Below are 20189 nucleotides of genomic sequence, written 5' to 3' on the forward strand. Positions count from 1 at the left end.
ATCCACACCAGCCATCACACCCATTACGTGATCGGCACCGGCGCCAACGATCCGCAGAAGATGGACCCGACGGCGAGCCGCGAAACGCTCGACCATTCGATCATGTATATCTTCGCGGTCGCGCTCGAAGACGGCGGCTGGCATCACGAACGCTCCTATGCGCCGGAGCGCGTCGGCCGCGAGGCGACGGTGGCGCTGTGGCGCAAGATTTCGACGGTCGAGGACCCCGCATGGACCCACCGCTACCACAGCCATGACCCGCGCGACAAAGCCTTCGGTGGCCGCGTCGTCGTGAAGCTGAAGGGCGGCTCCGTCATCAGCGACGAGATCGCGCTGGCAGACGCGCATCCGCTGGGCGCCCGCCCGTTCAAGCGGCCGGACTATGTCAGCAAGTTCCGCACCCTGTCTGAAGGCATCATTGCCACAACCGAGCAGGATCGCTTCCTCGCAACGATCGAGAGGCTGCCCACGCTCAAGGCCGGTGAACTGACCGACCTCACTTTCACGGTCGACCCGAAGCTGCTCGGCAAGGCGCCGACGCATGGAATCTTCGACTGGCGCGACACCGCCCCGTCTGAGTCGCGGCGCGCCGCCAGCAATCGATAGAGGAGATTGAGATGACCGACATCAAGCCCGCTGCAAAAAAATCGGTGGCGCTTTCCGGCGTGATCGCCGGCGACACCGCGCTGTGCACCGTCGGCCGCACCGGCAACGATTTGCATTATCGCGGCTACGACATTCTCGATGTCGCTGAAACCTGCGAGTTCGAGGAGATCGCCTATCTCCTGGTGCACGGCAGCCTGCCGACGCTGGCGGAGCTTAAGAACTACAAGGCCAGGCTGAAGGCGTTGCGCGGGTTGCCGCTCGCCGTGCGGCAGACGCTGGAGCTGCTGCCGGCCGCGGCGCATCCGATGGACGTCCTGCGAAGCGGGGTCTCCGCGCTCGGCTGTATCCTGCCGGAAGCCCACGATCACAACCAGCCCGGCGCGCGCGACATTGCCGACCGGCTGATGGCCTCGCTCGGGTCGATGCTGCTCTACTGGCATCACTACGCCCACCACGGCCGCCGCATCGACGTCGAGACCGACGACGATTCGATCGGCGCGCATTTCCTGCATCTGCTGCACGGCAAGAGGCCGTCGCCATCGCATGAACGCGCGATGCACACCTCGCTGATCCTCTACGCCGAGCACGAATACAACGCCTCGACCTTCACCGCCCGCTCGATCGCAGGCACCGGCTCGGACCTCTATTCCGCGATCACCGGTGGCATCGGCGCGCTGCGCGGGCCCAGGCATGGCGGCGCCAACGAGATCGCCTTCGAAGTCCAGAAGCGCTACGCCAATCCGGAGGAAGCCGAAGCCGATATCCGCCGCAGGGTCGCGGCGAAGGAGGTTGTGATCGGGTTCGGTCATCCCGTCTACACGATCGCCGACCCCCGCAACAAGGTGATCAAGGAAGTCGCGCGACGCCTGAGCATCGAAGGCGAGAATACCAGGATGTTCGACATCGCCGACCGGATCGAGGCCGTCATGGCCGACGCCAAGAACATGTTCGCCAATCTCGACTGGTTCAGCGCCGTGTCCTACCACGCGATGGATGTTCCGACCGCGATGTTCACGCCGCTGTTCGTGATATCAAGGACGTCGGGATGGGCGGCGCATGTGATGGAGCAACGCGCCAACAACAAGATCATCCGCCCGGCGGCGAACTATATCGGGCCGGAGAATCTGAAGTTCGTGCCGCTGCAGGAACGCGGCAAGGCAGCGGCCCCGTCGCAGGCCGCGTAGGGAGGCCGCAATGGTGTATCTCGTGGCCGCCGACGCGGCCGACACGCCGGCCGGAACGCGGTTCCGGCGCTTGCTGGACCGGCCTGATATTCTCCAGATGCCCGGCACGCACAACGGGATGGCCGCGCTGCAGGCACGCGACGCCGGTTTCTCCGCGCTCTATCTGTCGGGTGCGGCGATGACCGCATCGATGGGCCTGCCCGATCTCGGCATCGTCACGATCGAAGAGGTCACCTTCTTCATCCGCCAGGTGGCGCGGGCCAGCAGCCTGCCGGTGCTGGTCGACGGCGACACCGGCTATGGCGAGGCGCTCAACGTCATGAACATGGTGCGCAGCTTCGAGGACGCCGGCGCCGCGGCCGTTCACATCGAGGACCAACTGCTGCCGAAAAAATGCGGCCACCTCAACGACAAGCGGCTGGCGGATGCCCGCGACATGGCGACCAAGGTCGCCGCCGCTGCCAGGGCGCGGCGTCATCTCTACCTGATCGCCCGAACCGACGCCGCCGCCAGCGAAGGCATCGACGGCGCGGTCGCCCGCGCAAAGCTGTACCTGGAAGCGGGCGCGGACGCGATCTTCCCGGAAGCCATGACGTCGCGCGAGATGTTCGAGGAATTTGCCAGGCGCCTTCCCGGCACCCCGCTGCTCGCGAACATGACGGAGTTCGGCAAAACCCCGTTGTTCACCGCTTCCGAATTCGAGGCGATGGGCTATCGCATGGTGATCTGGCCGGTGTCGTCGCTGCGCGTCGCCAACAAGGCCCAGCAGAACCTGTTCGCGGCCCTCAAGCGGGACGGCAGCACGTGCAGGATGCTCGACCAGATGCAGACGCGCGCCGAACTCTACGCAACGATCGGGCTGCACGACTACGAGACGCTCGACGCCTCCATTGTCAGAACCATCCTTCCCGACGGCGCAGAGCAGAACTGAGCTATTTCGCTGTCCTGCCCAACGATATCCATCGAGAGCGATGGGTAGCTTCCCATCCGCGCTCTTATTGACCACGGATTGCCATTGAGCCTAACTGAAGCCGTCGTGGTTCTTCGGAAAGCGTTTTCCGAAGCCAAGAGGGAAGCCGGTGCGAAGCCGGCGCTGCCCCCGCAACTGTAAGCGGCGAGCCGCTGTCCAACAACGTCACTGAACCTCTCGAGGTTTCGGGAAGGCCGGACAGCAGCATGGACCCGCGAGCCAGGAGACCTGCCTCGACAACATACACGTCCTCGGGCGGGGTGTCCCGGTGGTGCGGTTGCGGTTTCGCGCGCGCTGTCGTCGCGGAATCCAGACGTGTCACTTCGGCCTTTGCCTCCAACTTTTGGGGTTAAGCCATGTCTTCCAAGACGAAATCCACTTCGATCTCCACTTCCATTCCCGTTGCCTCTCTCGGTACGCCGCGGATCGGCCCGCGCCGCGAACTGAAATTCGCGCTCGAAAGCTTCTGGTCGGGCGCATCGGACCAAAAGGCGCTGCTCGAGACCGGCGCAGGTCTGCGCGCGGCCAACTGGGCACGGCAGAAAAAACTCGGCATCACCGTCATCCCGTCGAACGATTTCTCGTTCTACGACCAAGTGCTCGATACTTCGGTGATGGTCGGCGCTGTCCCTGATATCTATGGCTGGCACGGCGGCCCGGTTCCGCTCGCGACCTATTTTGCGATGGCCCGCGGCGCGCAGGGCAAGGCGGATGAAGCCGCCTGCGGCCACGCCCACCACGGGCACGATACGACACACGGCGTGCCGGCGCAGGAAATGACGAAATGGTTCGACACCAACTATCACTACATGGTGCCCGAGCTGACGCGAGACCAGAAGTTCGCCCTCGCCTCGCGCAAGCCGATCGAGGAATATGAGGAGGCGAAGGCGCTGGGCTACCAGACACGCCCCGTGCTGCTCGGCCCGGTCACCTTCCTCAAGCTCGCAAAGAGCAAGGATGCCGGCTTCAATCCGCTGACGCTGCTCGAGCGCCTGCTGCCGGTTTACATCGACGTGCTGCGTGAACTGGCCTATCGGGGCGCCGAATGGGTGCAGGTCGATGAGCCATGTCTGGTGCTGGACCTCGATGCTGCCGCGCGGCAGGCGCTGCAGTTCGCCTATGCGGAGATCGCGCACGCCGTACCGCAGATCAAGATCATGCTGGCGAGCTATTTCGGCAGCCTCGGCAGCAATCGCGAGATCGCGCTGGCGCTGCCGGTCGCCGGCCTGCATCTCGACCTGGTCCGCGCGCCGGAGCAGATCGACGACCTCGCCGATGTTCCCGATGACCGCGTGCTGTCGTTCGGCGTGATCGACGGCCGCAACATCTGGCGGGCGGATTTGAGCCGGATTCTCGCGTCGATCGAACCCGTGGTCGCGAAATTCGGCCAACACCGCGTGCAGATCGCCCCGTCCTGCTCGCTGCTGCATGTCCCGATCGACCTGGCGCTGGAGACGGCGCTCGATCCCGAAATGAGGAGCTGGCTGGCGTTCTCGGCGCAGAAGCTCGAGGAACTGGCCACGCTCGCAACGGCGCTCGCCGGTGGCCGCGCGACGGTCGAAGCCGGCCTGAACGCCTCGGACCAGGCGGCGGCCGCGCGCAAGACCTCCTCGCGCATCCACGATGCCAAGGTCGCGGCGCGCGTTGCCGGCATCGATGAAGCGATGCGCCGCCGCGCCAGCGTATTCGCCGAACGCATCTCCGTTCAGCGCGAGCGCTTTGGCCTGCCCGCCTTTCCGACCACGACGATAGGCTCGTTTCCGCAGACGGCTGAAATCCGCAAGGCCCGCGCGGCGCATGCCAAGGGCGCGCTGACGGACGAGGTCTACAAGGTCTATCTGCAGGAGCAGACGGCCCGCGCGGTGCAGTGGCAGGAAGATATCGGGCTGGACGTGCTGGTGCACGGCGAGTTCGAGCGCAACGACATGGTGCAGTATTTCGGCGAACAGCTCGCCGGCTTCGCCTTCACCTCACACGGCTGGGTGCAGTCCTACGGCTCGCGCTATGTGCGCCCGCCCGTCCTGTTCGGCGACGTCTCGCGACCGAAGCCGATGACGGTCGAGTGGTGGCACTACGCGCAGTCGCTGACGAAACGGCCGATGAAGGCGATGCTGACCGGGCCGGTCACCATCCTGAACTGGTCATTCGTGCGCGACGACATTCCGCGCAGCGAGGCCTGCCGGCAGATCGCGCTCGCGATCCGCGACGAGGTCGCCGATCTCGAGGCCGCCGGCGCCGGCATGATCCAGATCGACGAGGCGGCGCTGCGCGAAGGCCTGCCGCTGCGCAAATCCGAATGGAAGGCCTATCTGGACTGGGCCGTCGACGCCTTCCGCCTCTGTTCGTCCGGCGTACGCGACGAGACCCAGATCCACACCCACATGTGCTACTCGGAGTTCAACGACATCATCGACGCGATCGGCGCGATGGACGCCGACGTGATCTCGATCGAGACCTCGCGCTCGAAAATGGAGTTGCTCGACGCGTTCAGGGACTATCGCTATCCGAACGAGATCGGCCCCGGCGTCTACGACATCCATTCGCCGCGCGTCCCCGAGGTTGGCGAGATGACGGGTCTGCTCCGCCTGGCGCGGCAGCGGCTGGCGGACGCCCAGATCTGGATCAATCCGGATTGCGGGCTGAAGACGCGCAAATGGGAAGAGGTGCGGCCGGCACTCGTCAATATGGTCGCCGCAGCGCGGGAATTGCGGGCGATCGCTTGATGGGTCATGCGCGCGGCCGACCACGTCCCGGGAAGCTGCGCGCGCCCCCTTTAATTCCCCGTCTGCAGCTCGCCGAAGCGATCCCAGGTCTTGCCGTTGAAACGCATGAACTGCATCTGATCGACCGGCACATGGTCGGTCGGCGAGGTGTTGACCTTGATGCCGGGCAGCAGCATCGGTAGCTCCAGATCCTTGATCGCGTAGGCCTGCTTCAAGATGTTCTCGGTCGAGAGATCGTTCCCGCAGGCCTTCAGCACCGCTTCCAGCACCATCGCACTGTTGTAGGCGTTGACGTAGTTGGTGTCGTGCTGGTCGCCATCGGGAACGTATCTTGTCATGAACTCCCGCCAGGCCTTGACGCCGGGATCGTCCTTCCAGGCGGGATCGTCGGGGTCCTTGACGTAGGCGGTGGAGAGGATGCCGGTACCGGCCTCGACGCCTGCCGGCTCCATTACGGTGGAAATCCACACTGCCACGTTGGAGAGGAACGTCATCGGCCGCCAGCCGATCTCGAACGCCTTGCGGATCGACTGCGCGGCGAACTTCGGCGTCGCTGCGATGACGAACACGTCAGCGCCGGACGCCTTCAGCTTCACGATCTGCGAATCGATGGTCGGATCGGAAATTTCATAGGTGACGGCGGTGACGATCGAATCGTATTTCTCGCCGAGCACGTCCTTCAATCCTGCGAGATAGTCCCGGCCGAAATCATCGTTCTGCGAGATCACGGCGAACCTGGCGTCGGGATTCTTCGAAAGCGCGTAACGCGCATAGAGCCGCGCCTCATAGCGGAACGGCGCCTGCACGCCGACGGTCGCTTGCGGAAACTGCGCGATGTCGGCGAATTTCGAGGCGCCGGAAGCCAGGAACAGTTGCGGGATATTCTTGCTCTGCAGATATTTGGCGATTGCCGTATTGTGAGCGGTGCCGATCGAGGAGAAGATCAGCGCGACCTCGTCGCTTTCGACCAGACGCCGCGTCTGCTCCACGGTCTTCGGCGGAGCGTAGCTGTCGTCGAGCGAGATCAGGTTGATCTTGCGGCCGTTGATGCCGCCGCGCTCGTTGAGCATCTTGAAATAACCGATCTCGCCTTTCCCCAGCGCACCGAACGCCGATACCGGGCCGCTGTACGGCATGGTCTGGCCGATCTTGATTTCGGTGGCGGTCACACCGCGCATCTCGGCGGCGGTTGCGGGGAGCGCCAGCAATCCCAGCGCGACAAGTCCTGCGAGCAGACGCATCCGTTTCGCCTCCCTCTATGGCGCTTGGGCGATGGCCGCGACAGGCGCGGTTCAGCCGGCGCTCTCTTGTGCGGGCGCAAACATGCCATGGCATCACCACGCGCGCCATGGCCAGCGAGGACGTCGGCCGCATAAAGAAACGCGGCGTTTCCGCCGCGTTTCTTGTTCAGGATGCGATCCGCTCAGGCCTGCGGCTGCGGCTCCAGGCCGGGGTCCGGATCGGGACGGGGGCGCGGCTTGCCGGCCGGCGGCACGGCGGAAGCGCGCGGCGTGCTCGGCTCCAGCACCGACTCGCGGTTCGGCTTCTTGCCCTTGAGCAGGTCGATGATCTCGTCGCCGCTCAGCGTTTCGAACTCGAGCAGGCCCTTGGCCAGGGTTTCGAGGTCCTCGCGCTTCTCGGTAAGAATCCGCGTGGCTTCGTTGTAGCCCTCCTCGACAAAGCGCCGGATCTCGGTGTCGATCTTCTGAACCGTGGCCTCCGACGCGTTCTGGGTGCGCGATACCGACATGCCCAGGAACACCTCGTCCTGGTTTTCACCATAAGACACGGTGCCAAGCGCTTCGGACAGCCCCCAGCGCGTCACCATCATGCGCGCCAGTCGCGTTGCCTGCTCGATATCGGAAGAGGCGCCGGACGTAACCTTCTCCTTGCCGAAGATCAGTTCTTCCGCGACGCGGCCGCCCATCATGATGGCGAGCCGCGACGTCATCTGCTCGAGCGACATCGACAGCTTGTCGCGCTCGGGCAATTGCATGACCATGCCCAGCGCACGGCCGCGCGGAATGATCGTGGCCTTGTGGATCGGATCGGTCGCGACGACGTTGAGGCCGACGATGGCGTGGCCGCCCTCGTGATAGGCCGTCAGCATCTTCTCTTCCTCGGTCATGACGAGCGACTTGCGCTCGGCGCCCATCATCACCTTGTCCTTGGCTTCCTCGAACTCGGCCTGCGTCACCATCCGCTTGTTGCGCCGCGCGGCGGTCAGTGCCGCCTCGTTGACGAGGTTCATCAGGTCGGCGCCGGAGAAGCCCGGGGTGCCGCGCGCAATGGTCTTGAGGTTGATATCCGGCGCCAGCGGCACCTTGCGGACGTGAACCTTGAGGATCTGCTCGCGGCCGACGACATCGGGATTCGGCACCACCACCTGGCGGTCGAAACGGCCGGGACGCAGCAGCGCGGGATCGAGCACGTCCGGACGGTTGGTCGCCGCGATCAGGATCACGCCTTCATTGGCTTCGAAACCATCCATCTCGACCAGCAACTGGTTGAGCGTCTGTTCGCGCTCGTCATTGCCGCCGCCGAGACCGGCGCCGCGATGACGGCCGACCGCGTCGATTTCGTCGATGAAGATGATGCAGGGCGCGTTCTTCTTGGCCTGCTCGAACATGTCGCGCACGCGGCTCGCGCCGACGCCGACGAACATCTCGACGAAGTCGGAACCGGAAATGGTGAAGAACGGCACGTTGGCTTCGCCCGCGACCGCGCGCGCGATCAGCGTCTTGCCGGTGCCGGGAGGGCCGACCAGCAGCACGCCGCGCGGAATCCGTCCGCCGAGGCGCTGGAATTTGCCGGGGTCGCGCAGAAACTCGACGATCTCCTGCAGATCCTGCTTGGCCTCGTCGACGCCGGCAACGTCCTCGAAGGTGACGCGGCCATGCGCTTCGGTCAGCATCTTGGCGCGCGACTTGCCAAAGCCCATCGCCTTGCCGGCGCCGCCCTGCATCTGGCGCGACAGGAAAATCCACACGCCGATCAGCGCGATGAACGGCAGCCACGACACCAGCAGCGACACGAACCACGGCACGTTGTCGCCGGGCGGCTTGGCGGTGATCGTGACCTTGGCGTCGTAGAGGCGCTTCACCAGGTTGGGGTCGCTCGGCGCATAGGTCTGGAACGAAGAACCGTTGGTGAAGGTGCCGTGGATGTCCGGTCCCTGGATGATGACGTCACGCACGCGGCCCCCGTCGACCTCGCTGAGCAACTGCGAGAACGAGATGTCCTGCGAGGACGTGCGTTGACCCGGATTCTGGAAAAGCGTGAACAATGCCAACAGCAGCAATACAATGATGACCCAGAGGGCGAAGTTGCGCAAATTGGCGTTCATTGATCTTCCTTCGTGGTCGCGCGGATCGCGGCCCTATGTCCTTGGGTAACCCTTGAGTCTTCCTTGGGTAGTGAGGCGAGAAATCCCCGGTCCACTGCACCCCAATTTAGGTGGCGCCCGGGTCAATGCCAAGGGAACCACGCAGGACTATTTAACGCATCTTAACGCGATTCCCGGTCAAAAAATGATGCAAAAGCCGGGCTTTTTCAGGGGTGGTTAAGGCTCTGCCTGCCGGTATCGCGGATATTACCGCATGGAAACGTTTCTCACGACCGCCTGCCGCGGCGCGGCGGCGCGGGATCGACGTGAATTCGCCCCTCGGTCAGGCTGATCGCGGCCCCCGCAAGCGTCTGTTTAAGCCTGGTCTGCCTGCCGCCATTGGCAATGGCGTCATCCAGTACCGCCAACAGCGCCTCAACCTTGCCGAGTTCCGCAGGCCCTTCGTGACCGGCCCGGTCAATCGCACGCTTGAGCAGCCGAAGCCGGATTTCCTCGGGCAGACCGGCGAAGGCCTGCGCATCGAACCCGAAACGTGCGGCATCGTCGCGACCTTGCAACGCGAGATAGCGCTCGGCGCCATCGGCAAGCACCTCGATGGCCGCGTTGGCCCGCGCCAGCCTCGACGCCAGCCGCGCCAGGTTTCGGCTGTCGCCGCCCTCCTCGGCCAGCGCCGGCATCAAGGCGCGCAGCCGCGGCCGCGTGAAGCTCATGTCGCGATTGGTGGGATCGTCGGCGAAGGCAATCTTCGCCTTGCCCAACGTCGCAACGAGTTGCGATTTCGGAACGTCCAGCAACGGCCGCGCCAGCCACAGGCCCTCGCGCTCGGTCTCGCGCGCCATCGCCGCAAGTCCGGCAATGCCGCTACCGCGCAGCATCCGCATCAACAGCGTCTCGGCCTGGTCGTCGCGGGTATGCGCGGTGAGGATATGGGTTGCGCCGCTCGCCCGCGCGGTCTTCGCCAGCAATTGATAGCGCGCCCTGCGAGCCGCGGCCGGCAGACCGGTCTTCGGTTTGGCTCCGGCCCAGCGCAGCGTGCGATGGGGCATGTCGAGCGTACGCGCGAGGCGCTTGACGTCGCGCGCCTCGCGCGCGGCCTCCGCTCGCAAGCCGTGATCGACGGTAACCGCCAGCAGCCGCGGCCCGCGCGAAAGCGCACGGCGCCAGCGCGCAGCTAGCCACATCAGACCAAGCGAGTCGGGGCCGCCTGATACCGCGAGCACCAGCGCGGGCGCGGCTTTCCAATGCGCGAACAGTTCTTTCGCTTGCTGTGCCGAGATCGGCGCGTGGTCTTCGTCAGGCATGGCGTCGCCAGTCTATCCGAGGCCGATGGCGGCCTCGACCGGCTTTCACGTTAGCACTTAACGCGCTTCTGCTCACGATCGACGGCGGCCTTCACGCCCGCGGAGGCGCGCGGATATTTCCGCGTGACCTCGCCGAGCGCCGCGCAGGCGGCTTCCTTTTCCTTCAATGCCGCCAGCGATTGACCGAGCCGCAGCAGCGCGTCGGGCGCCTTGCCCGACTTGTCGTGCTTGGAGGTCACGCCGAGGAACGTTTCGGCCGCGTCGCGGTACTGCTGGCGCTGGAAATAGCTTTCGCCAAGCCAGTATTGCGCATCCCCGATCAGCGGATCGCTTGGATATTTCTGCGAAAAATTCTTCATGGTCTCTTCGGCCAGCGCGTAGTCCTTGCGCTGCATGTAGCCGATGCCGAGATCGAACTCGTCCTTCGGCGTCGCCGAGGGCGGCAGCGTGGTCAGGGCGGCGCTCGCACCCGGCCCGGGGCCGCGCTGGGGTGGCGCGGCCGCGGCGGGCGGCGGCAAGGCGCCACCGGGATCGCGCGGGCTGCCGATATTGAGCGGCTCACCGGGTCCGCGTCCCCCGGGCGCACCGACCGGAGCCTCGCTCCCGATCGGCATCTGACCGCCGCCAAGCGCGCGGGGCACGCCGGGGGCATTGGGATTCTGGTTCGGATCGAAGGCATCGCCGCGGCGTCGCCCGCCGGCCACCGGGGCTGCCGCCTCCTGCGCGATGGGCGCGGGCGCTGTCTGCGGTTGCCGGTCATAGCCCGGCTGCGCCTGTGGGTAGCCCTGCGGCTGGCGATAGCCCTGCTGTTGCGGATAGGCCTGCTGCGGCTCGGCGGCCGGGCCGGGCTGAACCGGCGGCGCTGCTGCGGCCACGTTGGGTTGCGCGGCGGCGGGCTGGCCGCCCGGTGCCGGCGCGGCGCCGAGCTGGCGCAGCCGCTCTTCGAGCTGCCGGTTGCGGTACTGCAATTCCTCGTTCTGGCCGGTCAGTTGCCGGAGCTGTTGCTCCAGCCGCTGGATCCGCATTTCCGAGTCGCCGTCATCGGACTGCGGCTGGCCCTGGGGGTAGCCTTGCGGTGCGCGGTCACGCTCCCACGGGAAGGTGATCTGGGCGGACGCGGTCTGTACGGACAAAGCCAGCATCGCGGCCATCGCCGCGGCGCCTGCTGCATTTAGGAATCTGGATGACATCTTGCCCTGACGACGAAATTCCGTGTCAAACGAAAGCAGAACACTGGAGTGAGGGAGTACGCCGGAATTGTGACTGGCATCCCCGATTCGGTTCGCGCGCTCCGGTATGGTTTAGTATCCCCTTCAAGACAAGCTGCATGGCCCGGCGCGCCGTTCACAAATCTGGGGAGACCCGTGCATGTACGTATCTGGAACGGGTACGTTTCTGTGAACGGGCGGACATCGCGGCCACGCTACCGGCCCACCTCGTGCAATTCGAACGCTTCGCGGATTGCGGACACGGCGTCGTGCCCGATGCGCCGGAACGAGCGATGGCACTGATCCGGAATTTTATCCTGAAACGCTGGATTAACTTCCTGGCGCATTTTCTTAACGCGAACCGGCATCCACTTGAACCGAAAGCGTAATGCCAAATTAAACCGGCGCCTGAAGCGCCGGTTTTGAGAGCTTGCGAAAAGTGCGGACCGCTCAGGCGCCGGCGTTGAGCACCGTCACGGCGCGGCGGTTCTGCGACCAGCAGGAGATGTCGTTGCAGACAGCCACCGGACGCTCCTTGCCGTAGGAGATCGTGCGCATGCGGTTCGGATCGATGCCGCGCGAGGCGAGATAGCTGCGCACCGACTGGGCGCGGCGTGCGCCGAGCGCGATGTTGTATTCGCGGGTGCCGCGCTCGTCGGCGTGGCCTTCGATGGTGAAGGAATAGCGGTTGTAGGTCTGCAGCCACTGCGCCTGCTTGTCGAGCGTTGCGGTCGCCTGCGGGCTGAGATCGGTCTGGTCGCTCTCGAAGAACACGCGGTCGCCGACATTGACCACGAAATCCTGCTGGCTCCCCGGGGTTGCCGCGCTTGCCATCGCGCCGTCGGCGCCGATGTTGTTCTTGGCGCAGGCGCCCATCGAAAGCGCCACAGCGACCACAGCCGCCAACTTCCATCCCTGGAGGATACGCATCTGGTATTTCATTCCGGAGCCTCCAACGCTCACGTATTTCGACTGTTATCCGGTCTACAGCTCGATGGTTAAGCGAACGTTCCGTCAACCTTGATGGAACCTTGCCGGGCTCGGTCAAATGCCAACAAACCGCGAAAAGCCACTGCGATAGTTAATGATTTGTAAATGTGGCGCGATGGTGAAGGCAAGCGCATGGCTGCCGAAATCACTGAATTAAGCGCCGTAAAGCCCAAAAAGGCCAAGCGCGGGCCGATATCGGAGCGTTATGACGAGGATGCGTGAGGGCGCGCCGGCTGGCTGGACGCCCGCCGCCGGCATTGTCTGCTCAGCGATTCGGGACGAGCGAAGCGCGCCTGAAGGAAGCAATGTCTCCGCGCGACGAAGCGTGGTGCTCGCCGCTACGCTGGAACAGCGTCCGCCGCTCGAACGCGCTGGAACGCATGAACGGGAAGCGCTGGAACACCCGGTCGCGGATGTCATGATAGTTGGCGGCCATCAATCCGACCGGCTTGATCAGGCCCGGAAACAGTTTCGGCTCGCCCAGCGGTTCCTGCAGGAACACCTTCCGATAGAATGCCCGATGCTCGGGACGGACATTGGCAAGCCCGATGTCGGCGTTGAAATGGCCGCAGGCGACGTAGCCCAGTCGAACGGTGACGTAAGGCAGTTCGGGAAATACGCGGGCCTTGTCGGGATCGGCCACGAAGCGCGTCGGATCGATGATGGTCTTGCCGCGGTCGAGCTCGGGATGCAGAACGTCGGCGAACATTTCCGACGACGGCGATCCGCGCCATGCGCCGCTCAGGACGCTGATGCGGATCGAGCTGTAGAGCTCATCGCGATAGTAGATGCCGAAGGTGAAATTGTTCGGCTCGTCATCATAGCGGTCGGTGACGCGCCTGGACTCCGACGGCAGGATCGCGCCCTCGCGCAGGTAGGCACGGTACCTCAGACGGTAGATCTCGTCTTTCTCTTCCGGGGTATCGGCTAGGCGGTAATCTACGAATTCGAGGGGGTCCGAGGTGCGCTCAGGGAATAACGCGGTTACTTTGGCGGCGGCTGTCATCAAGTACTCCCGGCACCGCCATCCAAACACCAAACAACTTCCGCGGGCACGCTATAAGATTAACATCTTCTTAACGGCCGTGCAAAGGGATCACAATCTTAGGGTTAAAAAGTCGCCCCGTATTTTTCCGGTGATGTCAGGCAATCGAGCGCGAGGCGAGCGGGACCAGATGCCCCTCCGCGGGACGTCGGCCATGCGAGGCGTTCAGCAGCTGGCGAACCCGAACCGCGGGCACCGGCGGGCTGAACAGATAGCCCTGGGCCTCGGTCACCGCGCCGTCGGCGCTGATCAGCTCGAGTTGCTCGTTGGTCTCGATCCCTTCCACCACGACCGACATGCCGAGGTCGGCCGACAGCCGGGCCACGCCGCGGAGCAGCGTCAGCGGACGGTCGCTGTCGATCCCCTCCAGGAAGGAGCGGTCGATCTTCACTTTCTGCAACGGAAAGTTGTGCAAATAACTAAGGCTCGAATAACCGGTGCCGAAATCGTCGAGCGAGATCCGCACGCCGAGCGAATGCAATTGCGACAGCACGTCGTGCGTCATTTGCGTGTTGCGCAGCAGCGAGGATTCGGTGATCTCGATTTCGAGCCGGTTCGCCGCCAGGCCGGAGACCTCGATCGCGTAACGCACTTCGCTCAGCACGTCGCGCTGATGGAATTGCTGCGGCGAGAAATTGACGGCGACGCTGACGCCTTCCGGCCACTTCATGCATTCCATGCAGGCCTTGCGCAAGATCCAGCGGCCGAGATCGACGATCAGCCCCATGTCCTCGGCGATCGGAATGATGTCGGTCGGCGAGACCGTGCCGCGAACCGGATGATTCCAGCGGATCAGCGCCTCGCAGGTGGAGATGCGTCCCGACTTGAGGTTGACGAGCGGCTGGAAGAACAGTTCGAACTCCTCGTTGGCCAGCGCCTTGCGCAGATCGAGTTCGAGGATGCGGCGGGATTCGACGACCTGCGCCATCTCGTCGCGGAAGAAGCAGAAGGTGCCGCGGCCGTCAGCCTTGGCGCGGTACAGCGCCATGTCGGCGTTCTTCAGCAGCGTGTCGGCGCTGATGCCGGGCGAAGTCATCGCAATGCCGACGCTGGCGCCGATCTCGACCAGATGATTGTCGATCTTGTAGCGCTCGCTCAGGCGGTCGACGATGCGCCGGGCAAGACCCGCGGCGTCATCGGCCGATTGGATGTTCTGCTGGAACACCACGAACTCGTCGCCGCCGAAGCGCGCCACGAAATCCTCCGGCCGCAGCATCTCGCGCAGCCGTGCCGCCACCGCGCACAGCAACTGGTCGCCGCAGGGATGGCCGAGGGTGTCGTTGACCTGCTTGAACTGGTCGAGGTCGATGAACAGCAGCGCCGACAACTGCTCGGCACCCTGCTGGACCGCGAGCAAGTGTCCGATCTCGTCGCGGAAATTGACCCGGTTCGGCAGTTCGGTGAGTTCGTCATAGCGCGCCAGATGGCTGATCCTGGCTTCCGCATCCTTGCGCTCGGTGATGTCCTCCACCAGCATGACGGTGCCGCCATCGGCCATCGGCTGGAATGCCCAGGATAGCGCCCGGTTCTTCCTGAAATCCGGATCGGTCGTGATGATGTCGCTGGCGCGGGAATGCTCGACTTCCTGCAGAATGAGCCTGGCGCTCGCCTCCGACATCGTTCCGGCCGCGACGCATGCCTCGCAGATATCGGCCACGCTGGCGCCTCGCTGCACGAAGTCGTCGGACAGGTTCATCATCTTGCCGAAGCGGTTATTCATCACCGCGAGATGGCCGTCGGCGCGAAACATCGCCAGCCCGTGCGGCATGTTGTTCAGCGCCGTATCGAACTGGTTGGCAAGCGCCGCCTCGCGCTCGCGCGCAATCAGGGCGTGGACGAAAATCTTCTGCAGGCTGGTGGAGATGTGCTTCAGCGAGAAGAAGAACAGCACGTTCAACAGCGCCATGCCGGTGTAGAACGGGTTGCCGTTGACCGCGAGCGCGAATGTCAGCGGCCCGATGGCCAGCAGCATCTGCACATGGAAGATCCAGGGCCGGCCGTAGGTGCGTCCGCCGCCGGCCGCCACGTAGCAGAGCGTGACGGACGTGGCGATCATGTGGGCGACGGCATCGTGGTTGCCCATCACCGCGACCAGGCACCACAGCCCGAGCGCGGCGGCATAGAGCATCGCGCCGAACTGATAGCGCACTTCCCAGCGCGCGACCGCCTCGGCGGTCAGGCTGGCGCGAACCTTCTGGTACTGCCGTGTGTCGAGCGCGCGCAGCGCACCGGTGACGACGAGCAGCGCGACGCATGGCCAGAGCAGCGGGTTGCCGGTGCTCAGCGCCGTCATCAGGGCGGCGACGGCGGCGCACAGCGCGCCGGCGAACATCGGACCAGGATCGGTGAACAGCGAGTCGATCAGCGCCGCGTAAATCGACGGCGACATCTTCTGATCGGATTCTCCGCTCTGGCTGGCGAGCTGCATATCGAGGGCACACGTCCTGTTAGGGTACGTATTTCTACCCTTCTCAGATGAAGCCTTTCTGAGCGAACATCGTTACCGAGACGTTGCCTTTCTCCAGCGTGCGAAAATATTTGCCTGAAAAAACAGCAGGCTAGGCAATGTTTGCCGATTAACGATTATGCGCCGCTATGGTTGAGTTCCATCAGGACAACAAGGGCGACCATGCCGGGTCGGAAGCAAAACCGGGCGTTGGTACCCGCAATTCGTTACGACCAGAGATGTCGACGGTGAAAAGCGACGGCCCGCTGTTGCCGCCGGGATCGCGGAAGAACATCACGACGCGGCCGTTCGGCGAGAAGGTCGGCCCTTCATTGTGGAAGCCGGAAGTGAGGATGCGTTCGCCCGAACCGTCGGTCTTCATGATGCCGATGGCGAAGGCGCCGCCGCCCTGCTTGGTGAAGGCGATATAGTCGCCGCGCGGCGACCAGACCGGTGTCGAATAGCTGCCCTCGCCGAACGAGATGCGCTGCGCGCCGCCGCCACCGGCCGGCATCACGTAGATCTGCGGCTTACCGCCGCGATCGGATTCGAAGCAGATCCGGCTGCCATCCGGCGAATAGGACGGCGAGGTGTCGATCGCCGGCGTATCGGTGAGCCGCGTCGTCGATTTCGAGCGCAGGTCCATCACGAACAGGTTCGAATTGCCGCCCTGCTGCAGGCTCATGATGATGCGCTGGCCGTCCGGCGAAAACCGCGGCGAGAACGACATGCCGGGGAAGTTGCCGACGATCTCGCGCTGGCCGGTCTCGACGTTGAACAGATAGACGCGCGGGTCGCCCTGGCCGAACTCCATATAGGTGATCTCCTGGGTCGACGGCGAGAACCGCGGCGTCAGCACCAGGTCGGAGCCCCTGGTGAGATAGCGGACATTGGCACCGTCCTGATCCATCAGCGCCAGCCGCTTGACGCGGCGCTCTTTCGAACCTGTTTCGTCGACGAACACGACGCGGCTGTCGAAATAACCCTTCTCGCCCGTCAGGCGCTCGTAGATCTGGTCGGAGATGATATGGGCGATGCGCCGCCAGTATTCCGGCGAGGTGAAATATTGCTGGCCGGCGAGCTGCTGCTGGGTGTTGACGTCCCAGAGACGGAATTCGGCCTTGAGGCGGCCGTCGCCCTGCCGCGTCATGCGGCCGAGCACCAGCGCCTGCGCGTTGATCTTCTTCCAGCTCTGGAACTGCGGCGCGGTATCGATATTGGTGACGCGCTCGATGAAGGCTGCCTGATCGATCGGTGCGAACAGCCCGCTGCGCTTGAGGTTGTTGGTGATGACCTGCGAGACGCCGACGCCGACTTCGGCATCGCCCGGCGTGCCCGCGACGAAGTTCGTGATCGCAATCGGAAGCGGGGTGAATTCGCCCTCCGGAATGACGACGCGCTTCTGCGCAAAGGCGTTGCGACCGCCGGCGACCACACCAAGCGCAGCCATTCCGGAAATGACCTGCCGGCGGCTCGGGCGATACAGCATGTTCGGCAATCCATCTTTGTCAGTCATCGCTTCAACTTTGCTCATATCCGGCATTGCCAACAGGTGTCCGCCACATGACCAAATCGTTAGACCTTTTCCTTGAACACCGGCGCGAAATATTTCCATTCCTCGTAGAACGGCGGCGGCAGCTTGTAGGGCTGGCATTCGATGATCGCGCGCAGCGCGCTCTCCTGATAGACGCGCAGGAACGGCGTCGCCGGCGTTCCCTCCGGAACCGGCGAGCCTTCGAGCGTGCCGTCGCGCTTCAGGCGAATGGCAAACGCCACTTCAGGCTTCTGCGACTCGATGCCGCCATAGGGCTTCTTCCAGCAGCGCTCGACCTGGCGCTGGAACATCGAGCCCCAGGTCGCCGAATTGTCCGCGGCCGAGCCCTTGGCGGTGCCCAGCGCGGCATTGGAATTCATGGTGTCGCCGGTCGCGGCCTGGCGCGTCGGGTCGCGCTTGTCGAGCAGCGCCGCGATCTGGCTCTGGTCGAAGTGGCGCTCCACGATCCGCTGCTTGGGCGGCTCCGGCGGCTTGGCCTGCACCGGCTTTGGCGGCGGCGGCTTCTTCTCTTCCTTCTTGATGGTGTCGCCGATCTGATCGACCTTCTGCTCGGGCTTTTTCTCGACCGGCTTCGGCTCTTCCTTCGGCTTCTCGACCACCTTCGGCGGGTCCGGCTTCTTCTCGACCGGCTTCTCCTCGGCCTTCGGCTGAGGCTGCGGCGCGGTCTCGGTCACCACAGGCGCCTTCTCGGTGATCTTGCCGACGGCGTCATCGACCGGCTTGGCTTCGGCGATCTTCTCGACCAGCGGCTTCGGGTTTTCCTTCTTGCCGGTCTTCATCCCGGCCATGGTCTTGGCGAGTTGGTCCGACGAAATGACGTCGACGGGCACGGAATCCTCCGGCGGCATTTCCAGCGCCTTGGTCGAGAACGACAGCATCACCCACCCCAGCACGAGCACGTGCAGGGCAACCGACGCCAGAACCGTCTTGTCGACCTTGACCTTCACCTGAGCTTTCCCGCTCCCCCGTCAGGCGCCGTGCGTCCCATGGTTCAGGACCCCTGCTCCGGCACGATCACAATGTTCGCCTTGAACCCGGCCTGCCTAATATACCCCAATAATTTCATCATATCCGTGTAGCAAACGTCCTTATCCCCCCGCAGGTATACCACCCGCTCGGCCTCCGACCGGGTCTCCTTGATCGCCGTTATCTTGGGCAGGATCTCGTTGGCGGGAATCAGCGTGTCCCCGAGATAGAGTTCGACATTGGAATTGCAGGCGCCGCCGGTGCGCTTGACCGACAGCGTCAGCGGTGGGGCGTTGGCCTGGATCTGCTTGCCGCCGCCGGCGACCGGCAGGTCGATGTCGATGCTCGAGGTCATCAGCGGCGCTGCCACCATGAAGATGATGAGCAGCACCAGCATCACGTCGACCATCGGCGTGACGTTGATCTCCGCCATCACGGCGGCACGACGCCGGCCACGGCGTCCACCGCCGCCGCCGGCCGAACCTGCCATGTTCATCGCCATGATCGTGCTCTCACGCTGCGCTCGTCATGTGCCGCCCTCACGCCCGCTCGTCGATCTGGCGCGACAGGATGGCGGAAAATTCATCGGCAAAGCCTTCCAGCCGCTGCGCCTGCCGATTCACCTCGGATGTGAACTTATTGTAGAAAATGGTCGCGGGGATGGCGGCGATAAGCCCGATGGCGGTCGCAAACAGCGCTTCCGCGATACCCGGCGCCACCACGGCCAGCGACGTGTTTTTCGACGCCGCGATCGACTGGAAGCTCGACATGATGCCCCAGACGGTTCCGAACAGGCCGACGAAAGGCCCGGCCGAGCCGACGGTCGCGAGCACCAGCAGCCGCCGCTCCAGCCGTTCAACCTCGCGCGCGATCGAGACGTTCATCACCTTCTCGATCCGCATCTGCAGGCCGGCGAAGGAGCGCGACTGGCTCTCGAACGAGCGCTTCCATTCGCGCATCGCCGCGACGAAGCAGGCCGCCATCGATTGCGTCGGCTTCGCCGACAGCGCGCGGTAGAGTTCCTCGATCGACTGCCCCGACCAGAATGCCTGCTCGAAGCGGTCCATCGCGCGCTTGGTGCGCGAATAGAGGAAGATCTTGTCGATCGCGATCGCCCAGACCCAGACCGAGCAGGCCAGCAGGCCCAGCATGACGGCCTTGACGACCCAATGCGCCTGCATGAACAGCGCGATCAGCGATACGTCGGCCGACACCATCGGCAGGGCTGACTGAGCGACGTCAGCGGGATTCATGAGCGGTATCCTCTCAACGCAAGTGTCCCTATTTCCTCCGGGAGCAAATGGCTGCCGGTTCCACAGCCGCGCGTTGGGCGCGGCGGTTGCGCCAGCGCGAAAGCCTCTCTGGGTGTCGCATGGGGGGCCCGCCGAAAGCCGGGCCCTGCTTCCCCTGCCAACATGTCAAAACGAGGGCTATCAGCGCGTCATTCCGTCCCTAACCAGACGCTAAGCTTGGTTAAGTTTTGGTTACCAAAGGGGAACTTGGCTGCCGGGAAATGCAGGCAGGCCGAGGGGTTACGGGCCGGGGAAGCGGGTTCCCGGGGGTGGAAAGGGGTGGGCTGGCGGCAGGCACACACACCGTTGTCGTCCCCCGCGCAGGCGGGGGACCCAGTACGCTGCGGCTTTTCGGATCAATCATTGATGTCTCTGGAATACCGGGTCGTCCGGTCGAGTGCGCAATTGCGCGCAGGCCGGACGATGACAGGTGAATGTGAGTTCGCGATCTCGCGACATCATCTGCCCGAGGTTTGCATCTTCTTCGCCCTCATGAAGATCAGAGGGCGCAGGGAAGACCAGGTGCGCGCCGCACCCGCGGTCTCGTGTGCTGTTGC

General features: G+C 64.3%; 16 protein-coding genes, 1 pseudogene and 1 riboswitch. Of the genes and pseudogenes, 6 read left to right on the forward strand and 11 right to left on the reverse strand.

The features are described 5' to 3' along the window. From V7E26_RS22370 to metE, 4 genes and pseudogenes are all read left to right on the forward strand, one after another. A pseudogene (locus tag V7E26_RS22370) lies at window positions 1-606 on the forward strand (MmgE/PrpD family protein); the annotation flags it as partial. 11 nt (window positions 607-617) lie between these two features. Further along, window positions 618-1790: a bifunctional 2-methylcitrate synthase/citrate synthase gene (prpC, locus tag V7E26_RS22375; RefSeq protein ID WP_324420308.1), complete on the forward strand. Its 1173-nt coding sequence runs from the start codon at window positions 618-620 to the stop codon at window positions 1788-1790. Window positions 1791-1800: 10 nt separating this feature from the next. Then, the gene (gene prpB, locus V7E26_RS22380) at window positions 1801-2721 is read left to right on the forward strand and encodes a methylisocitrate lyase (protein WP_324420310.1); all 921 of its coding nucleotides are present in this window, start codon (window positions 1801-1803) and stop codon (window positions 2719-2721) included. 89 nt (window positions 2722-2810) lie between these two features. Next, window positions 2811-3010, forward strand: a riboswitch (cobalamin riboswitch). 106 nt (window positions 3011-3116) lie between these two features. Then, the gene (gene metE, locus V7E26_RS22385; protein WP_324420312.1) at window positions 3117-5483 is read left to right on the forward strand and encodes a 5-methyltetrahydropteroyltriglutamate--homocysteine S-methyltransferase; all 2367 of its coding nucleotides are present in this window, start codon (window positions 3117-3119) and stop codon (window positions 5481-5483) included. A 50-nt stretch (window positions 5484-5533) separates the two neighbouring features. Here the strand turns inward: metE and V7E26_RS22390 are convergent, their stop codons facing one another. From V7E26_RS22390 to ybgF, 4 genes are all read right to left on the reverse strand, one after another. After that, complete coding sequence (locus V7E26_RS22390; RefSeq protein ID WP_324420314.1) at window positions 5534-6724, reverse strand: ABC transporter substrate-binding protein; 1191 nt, start codon at window positions 6722-6724, stop codon at window positions 5534-5536. Window positions 6725-6906: 182 nt separating this feature from the next. Then, window positions 6907-8829, reverse strand: a complete 1923-nt coding sequence (gene ftsH, locus V7E26_RS22395) for an ATP-dependent zinc metalloprotease FtsH (protein ID WP_324420316.1) — start codon at window positions 8827-8829, stop codon at window positions 6907-6909. A 266-nt stretch (window positions 8830-9095) separates the two neighbouring features. Next, complete coding sequence (tilS, locus tag V7E26_RS22400; RefSeq protein WP_324420317.1) at window positions 9096-10130, reverse strand: tRNA lysidine(34) synthetase TilS; 1035 nt, start codon at window positions 10128-10130, stop codon at window positions 9096-9098. A 50-nt stretch (window positions 10131-10180) separates the two neighbouring features. After that, the gene (ybgF, locus tag V7E26_RS22405) at window positions 10181-11320 is read right to left on the reverse strand and encodes a tol-pal system protein YbgF (protein ID WP_324420319.1); all 1140 of its coding nucleotides are present in this window, start codon (window positions 11318-11320) and stop codon (window positions 10181-10183) included. 137 nt (window positions 11321-11457) lie between these two features. Here ybgF and V7E26_RS22410 point away from each other — a divergent pair, with 137 nt between their 5' ends. Then, the gene (locus tag V7E26_RS22410; protein ID WP_324420321.1) at window positions 11458-11727 is read left to right on the forward strand and encodes a hypothetical protein; all 270 of its coding nucleotides are present in this window, start codon (window positions 11458-11460) and stop codon (window positions 11725-11727) included. Window positions 11728-11788: 61 nt separating this feature from the next. Here V7E26_RS22410 and pal read toward each other — a convergent pair whose 3' ends face one another. The 7 genes from pal to tolQ form a co-directional block, all read right to left on the reverse strand. Beyond that, window positions 11789-12280: a peptidoglycan-associated lipoprotein Pal gene (gene pal, locus V7E26_RS22415; RefSeq protein WP_324420323.1), complete on the reverse strand. Its 492-nt coding sequence runs from the start codon at window positions 12278-12280 to the stop codon at window positions 11789-11791. A 313-nt stretch (window positions 12281-12593) separates the two neighbouring features. Further along, window positions 12594-13334, reverse strand: a complete 741-nt coding sequence (locus V7E26_RS22420) for an N-acyl amino acid synthase FeeM domain-containing protein (protein ID WP_324420325.1) — start codon at window positions 13332-13334, stop codon at window positions 12594-12596. A gap of 136 nt (window positions 13335-13470) precedes the next feature. Continuing rightward, window positions 13471-15801 (reverse strand): putative bifunctional diguanylate cyclase/phosphodiesterase, encoded by a 2331-nt coding sequence (locus tag V7E26_RS22425; protein ID WP_324420327.1) that lies wholly within the window; start codon window positions 15799-15801, stop codon window positions 13471-13473. A 181-nt stretch (window positions 15802-15982) separates the two neighbouring features. Continuing rightward, window positions 15983-17335 carry a Tol-Pal system beta propeller repeat protein TolB gene (gene tolB, locus V7E26_RS22430; protein ID WP_442893457.1) on the reverse strand — a complete coding sequence of 451 codons (1353 nt, stop codon included), beginning with the start codon at window positions 17333-17335 and terminating at the stop codon, window positions 15983-15985. Between the two features lie 59 nt (window positions 17336-17394). Beyond that, on the reverse strand, window positions 17395-18321 hold the full coding sequence (locus V7E26_RS22435) for a cell envelope integrity protein TolA (protein WP_324420329.1): 927 nt from the start codon (window positions 18319-18321) through the stop codon (window positions 17395-17397). A 44-nt stretch (window positions 18322-18365) separates the two neighbouring features. Further along, window positions 18366-18842 (reverse strand): biopolymer transporter ExbD, encoded by a 477-nt coding sequence (locus V7E26_RS22440; protein WP_324420331.1) that lies wholly within the window; start codon window positions 18840-18842, stop codon window positions 18366-18368. 37 nt (window positions 18843-18879) lie between these two features. Then, window positions 18880-19593 (reverse strand): protein TolQ, encoded by a 714-nt coding sequence (tolQ, locus tag V7E26_RS22445; protein ID WP_324420333.1) that lies wholly within the window; start codon window positions 19591-19593, stop codon window positions 18880-18882. Window positions 19594-19998: 405 nt separating this feature from the next. Between tolQ and V7E26_RS22450 the strand changes: the two genes are divergently transcribed. Further along, window positions 19999-20189 (forward strand): hypothetical protein (locus tag V7E26_RS22450; RefSeq protein WP_324420335.1); only part of this gene is annotated, 191 nt, incomplete at its 3' end.

It is taken from the genome of Bradyrhizobium sp. (genome assembly GCF_036735945.1).
Taxonomy (GTDB): domain Bacteria; phylum Pseudomonadota; class Alphaproteobacteria; order Rhizobiales; family Xanthobacteraceae; genus Bradyrhizobium.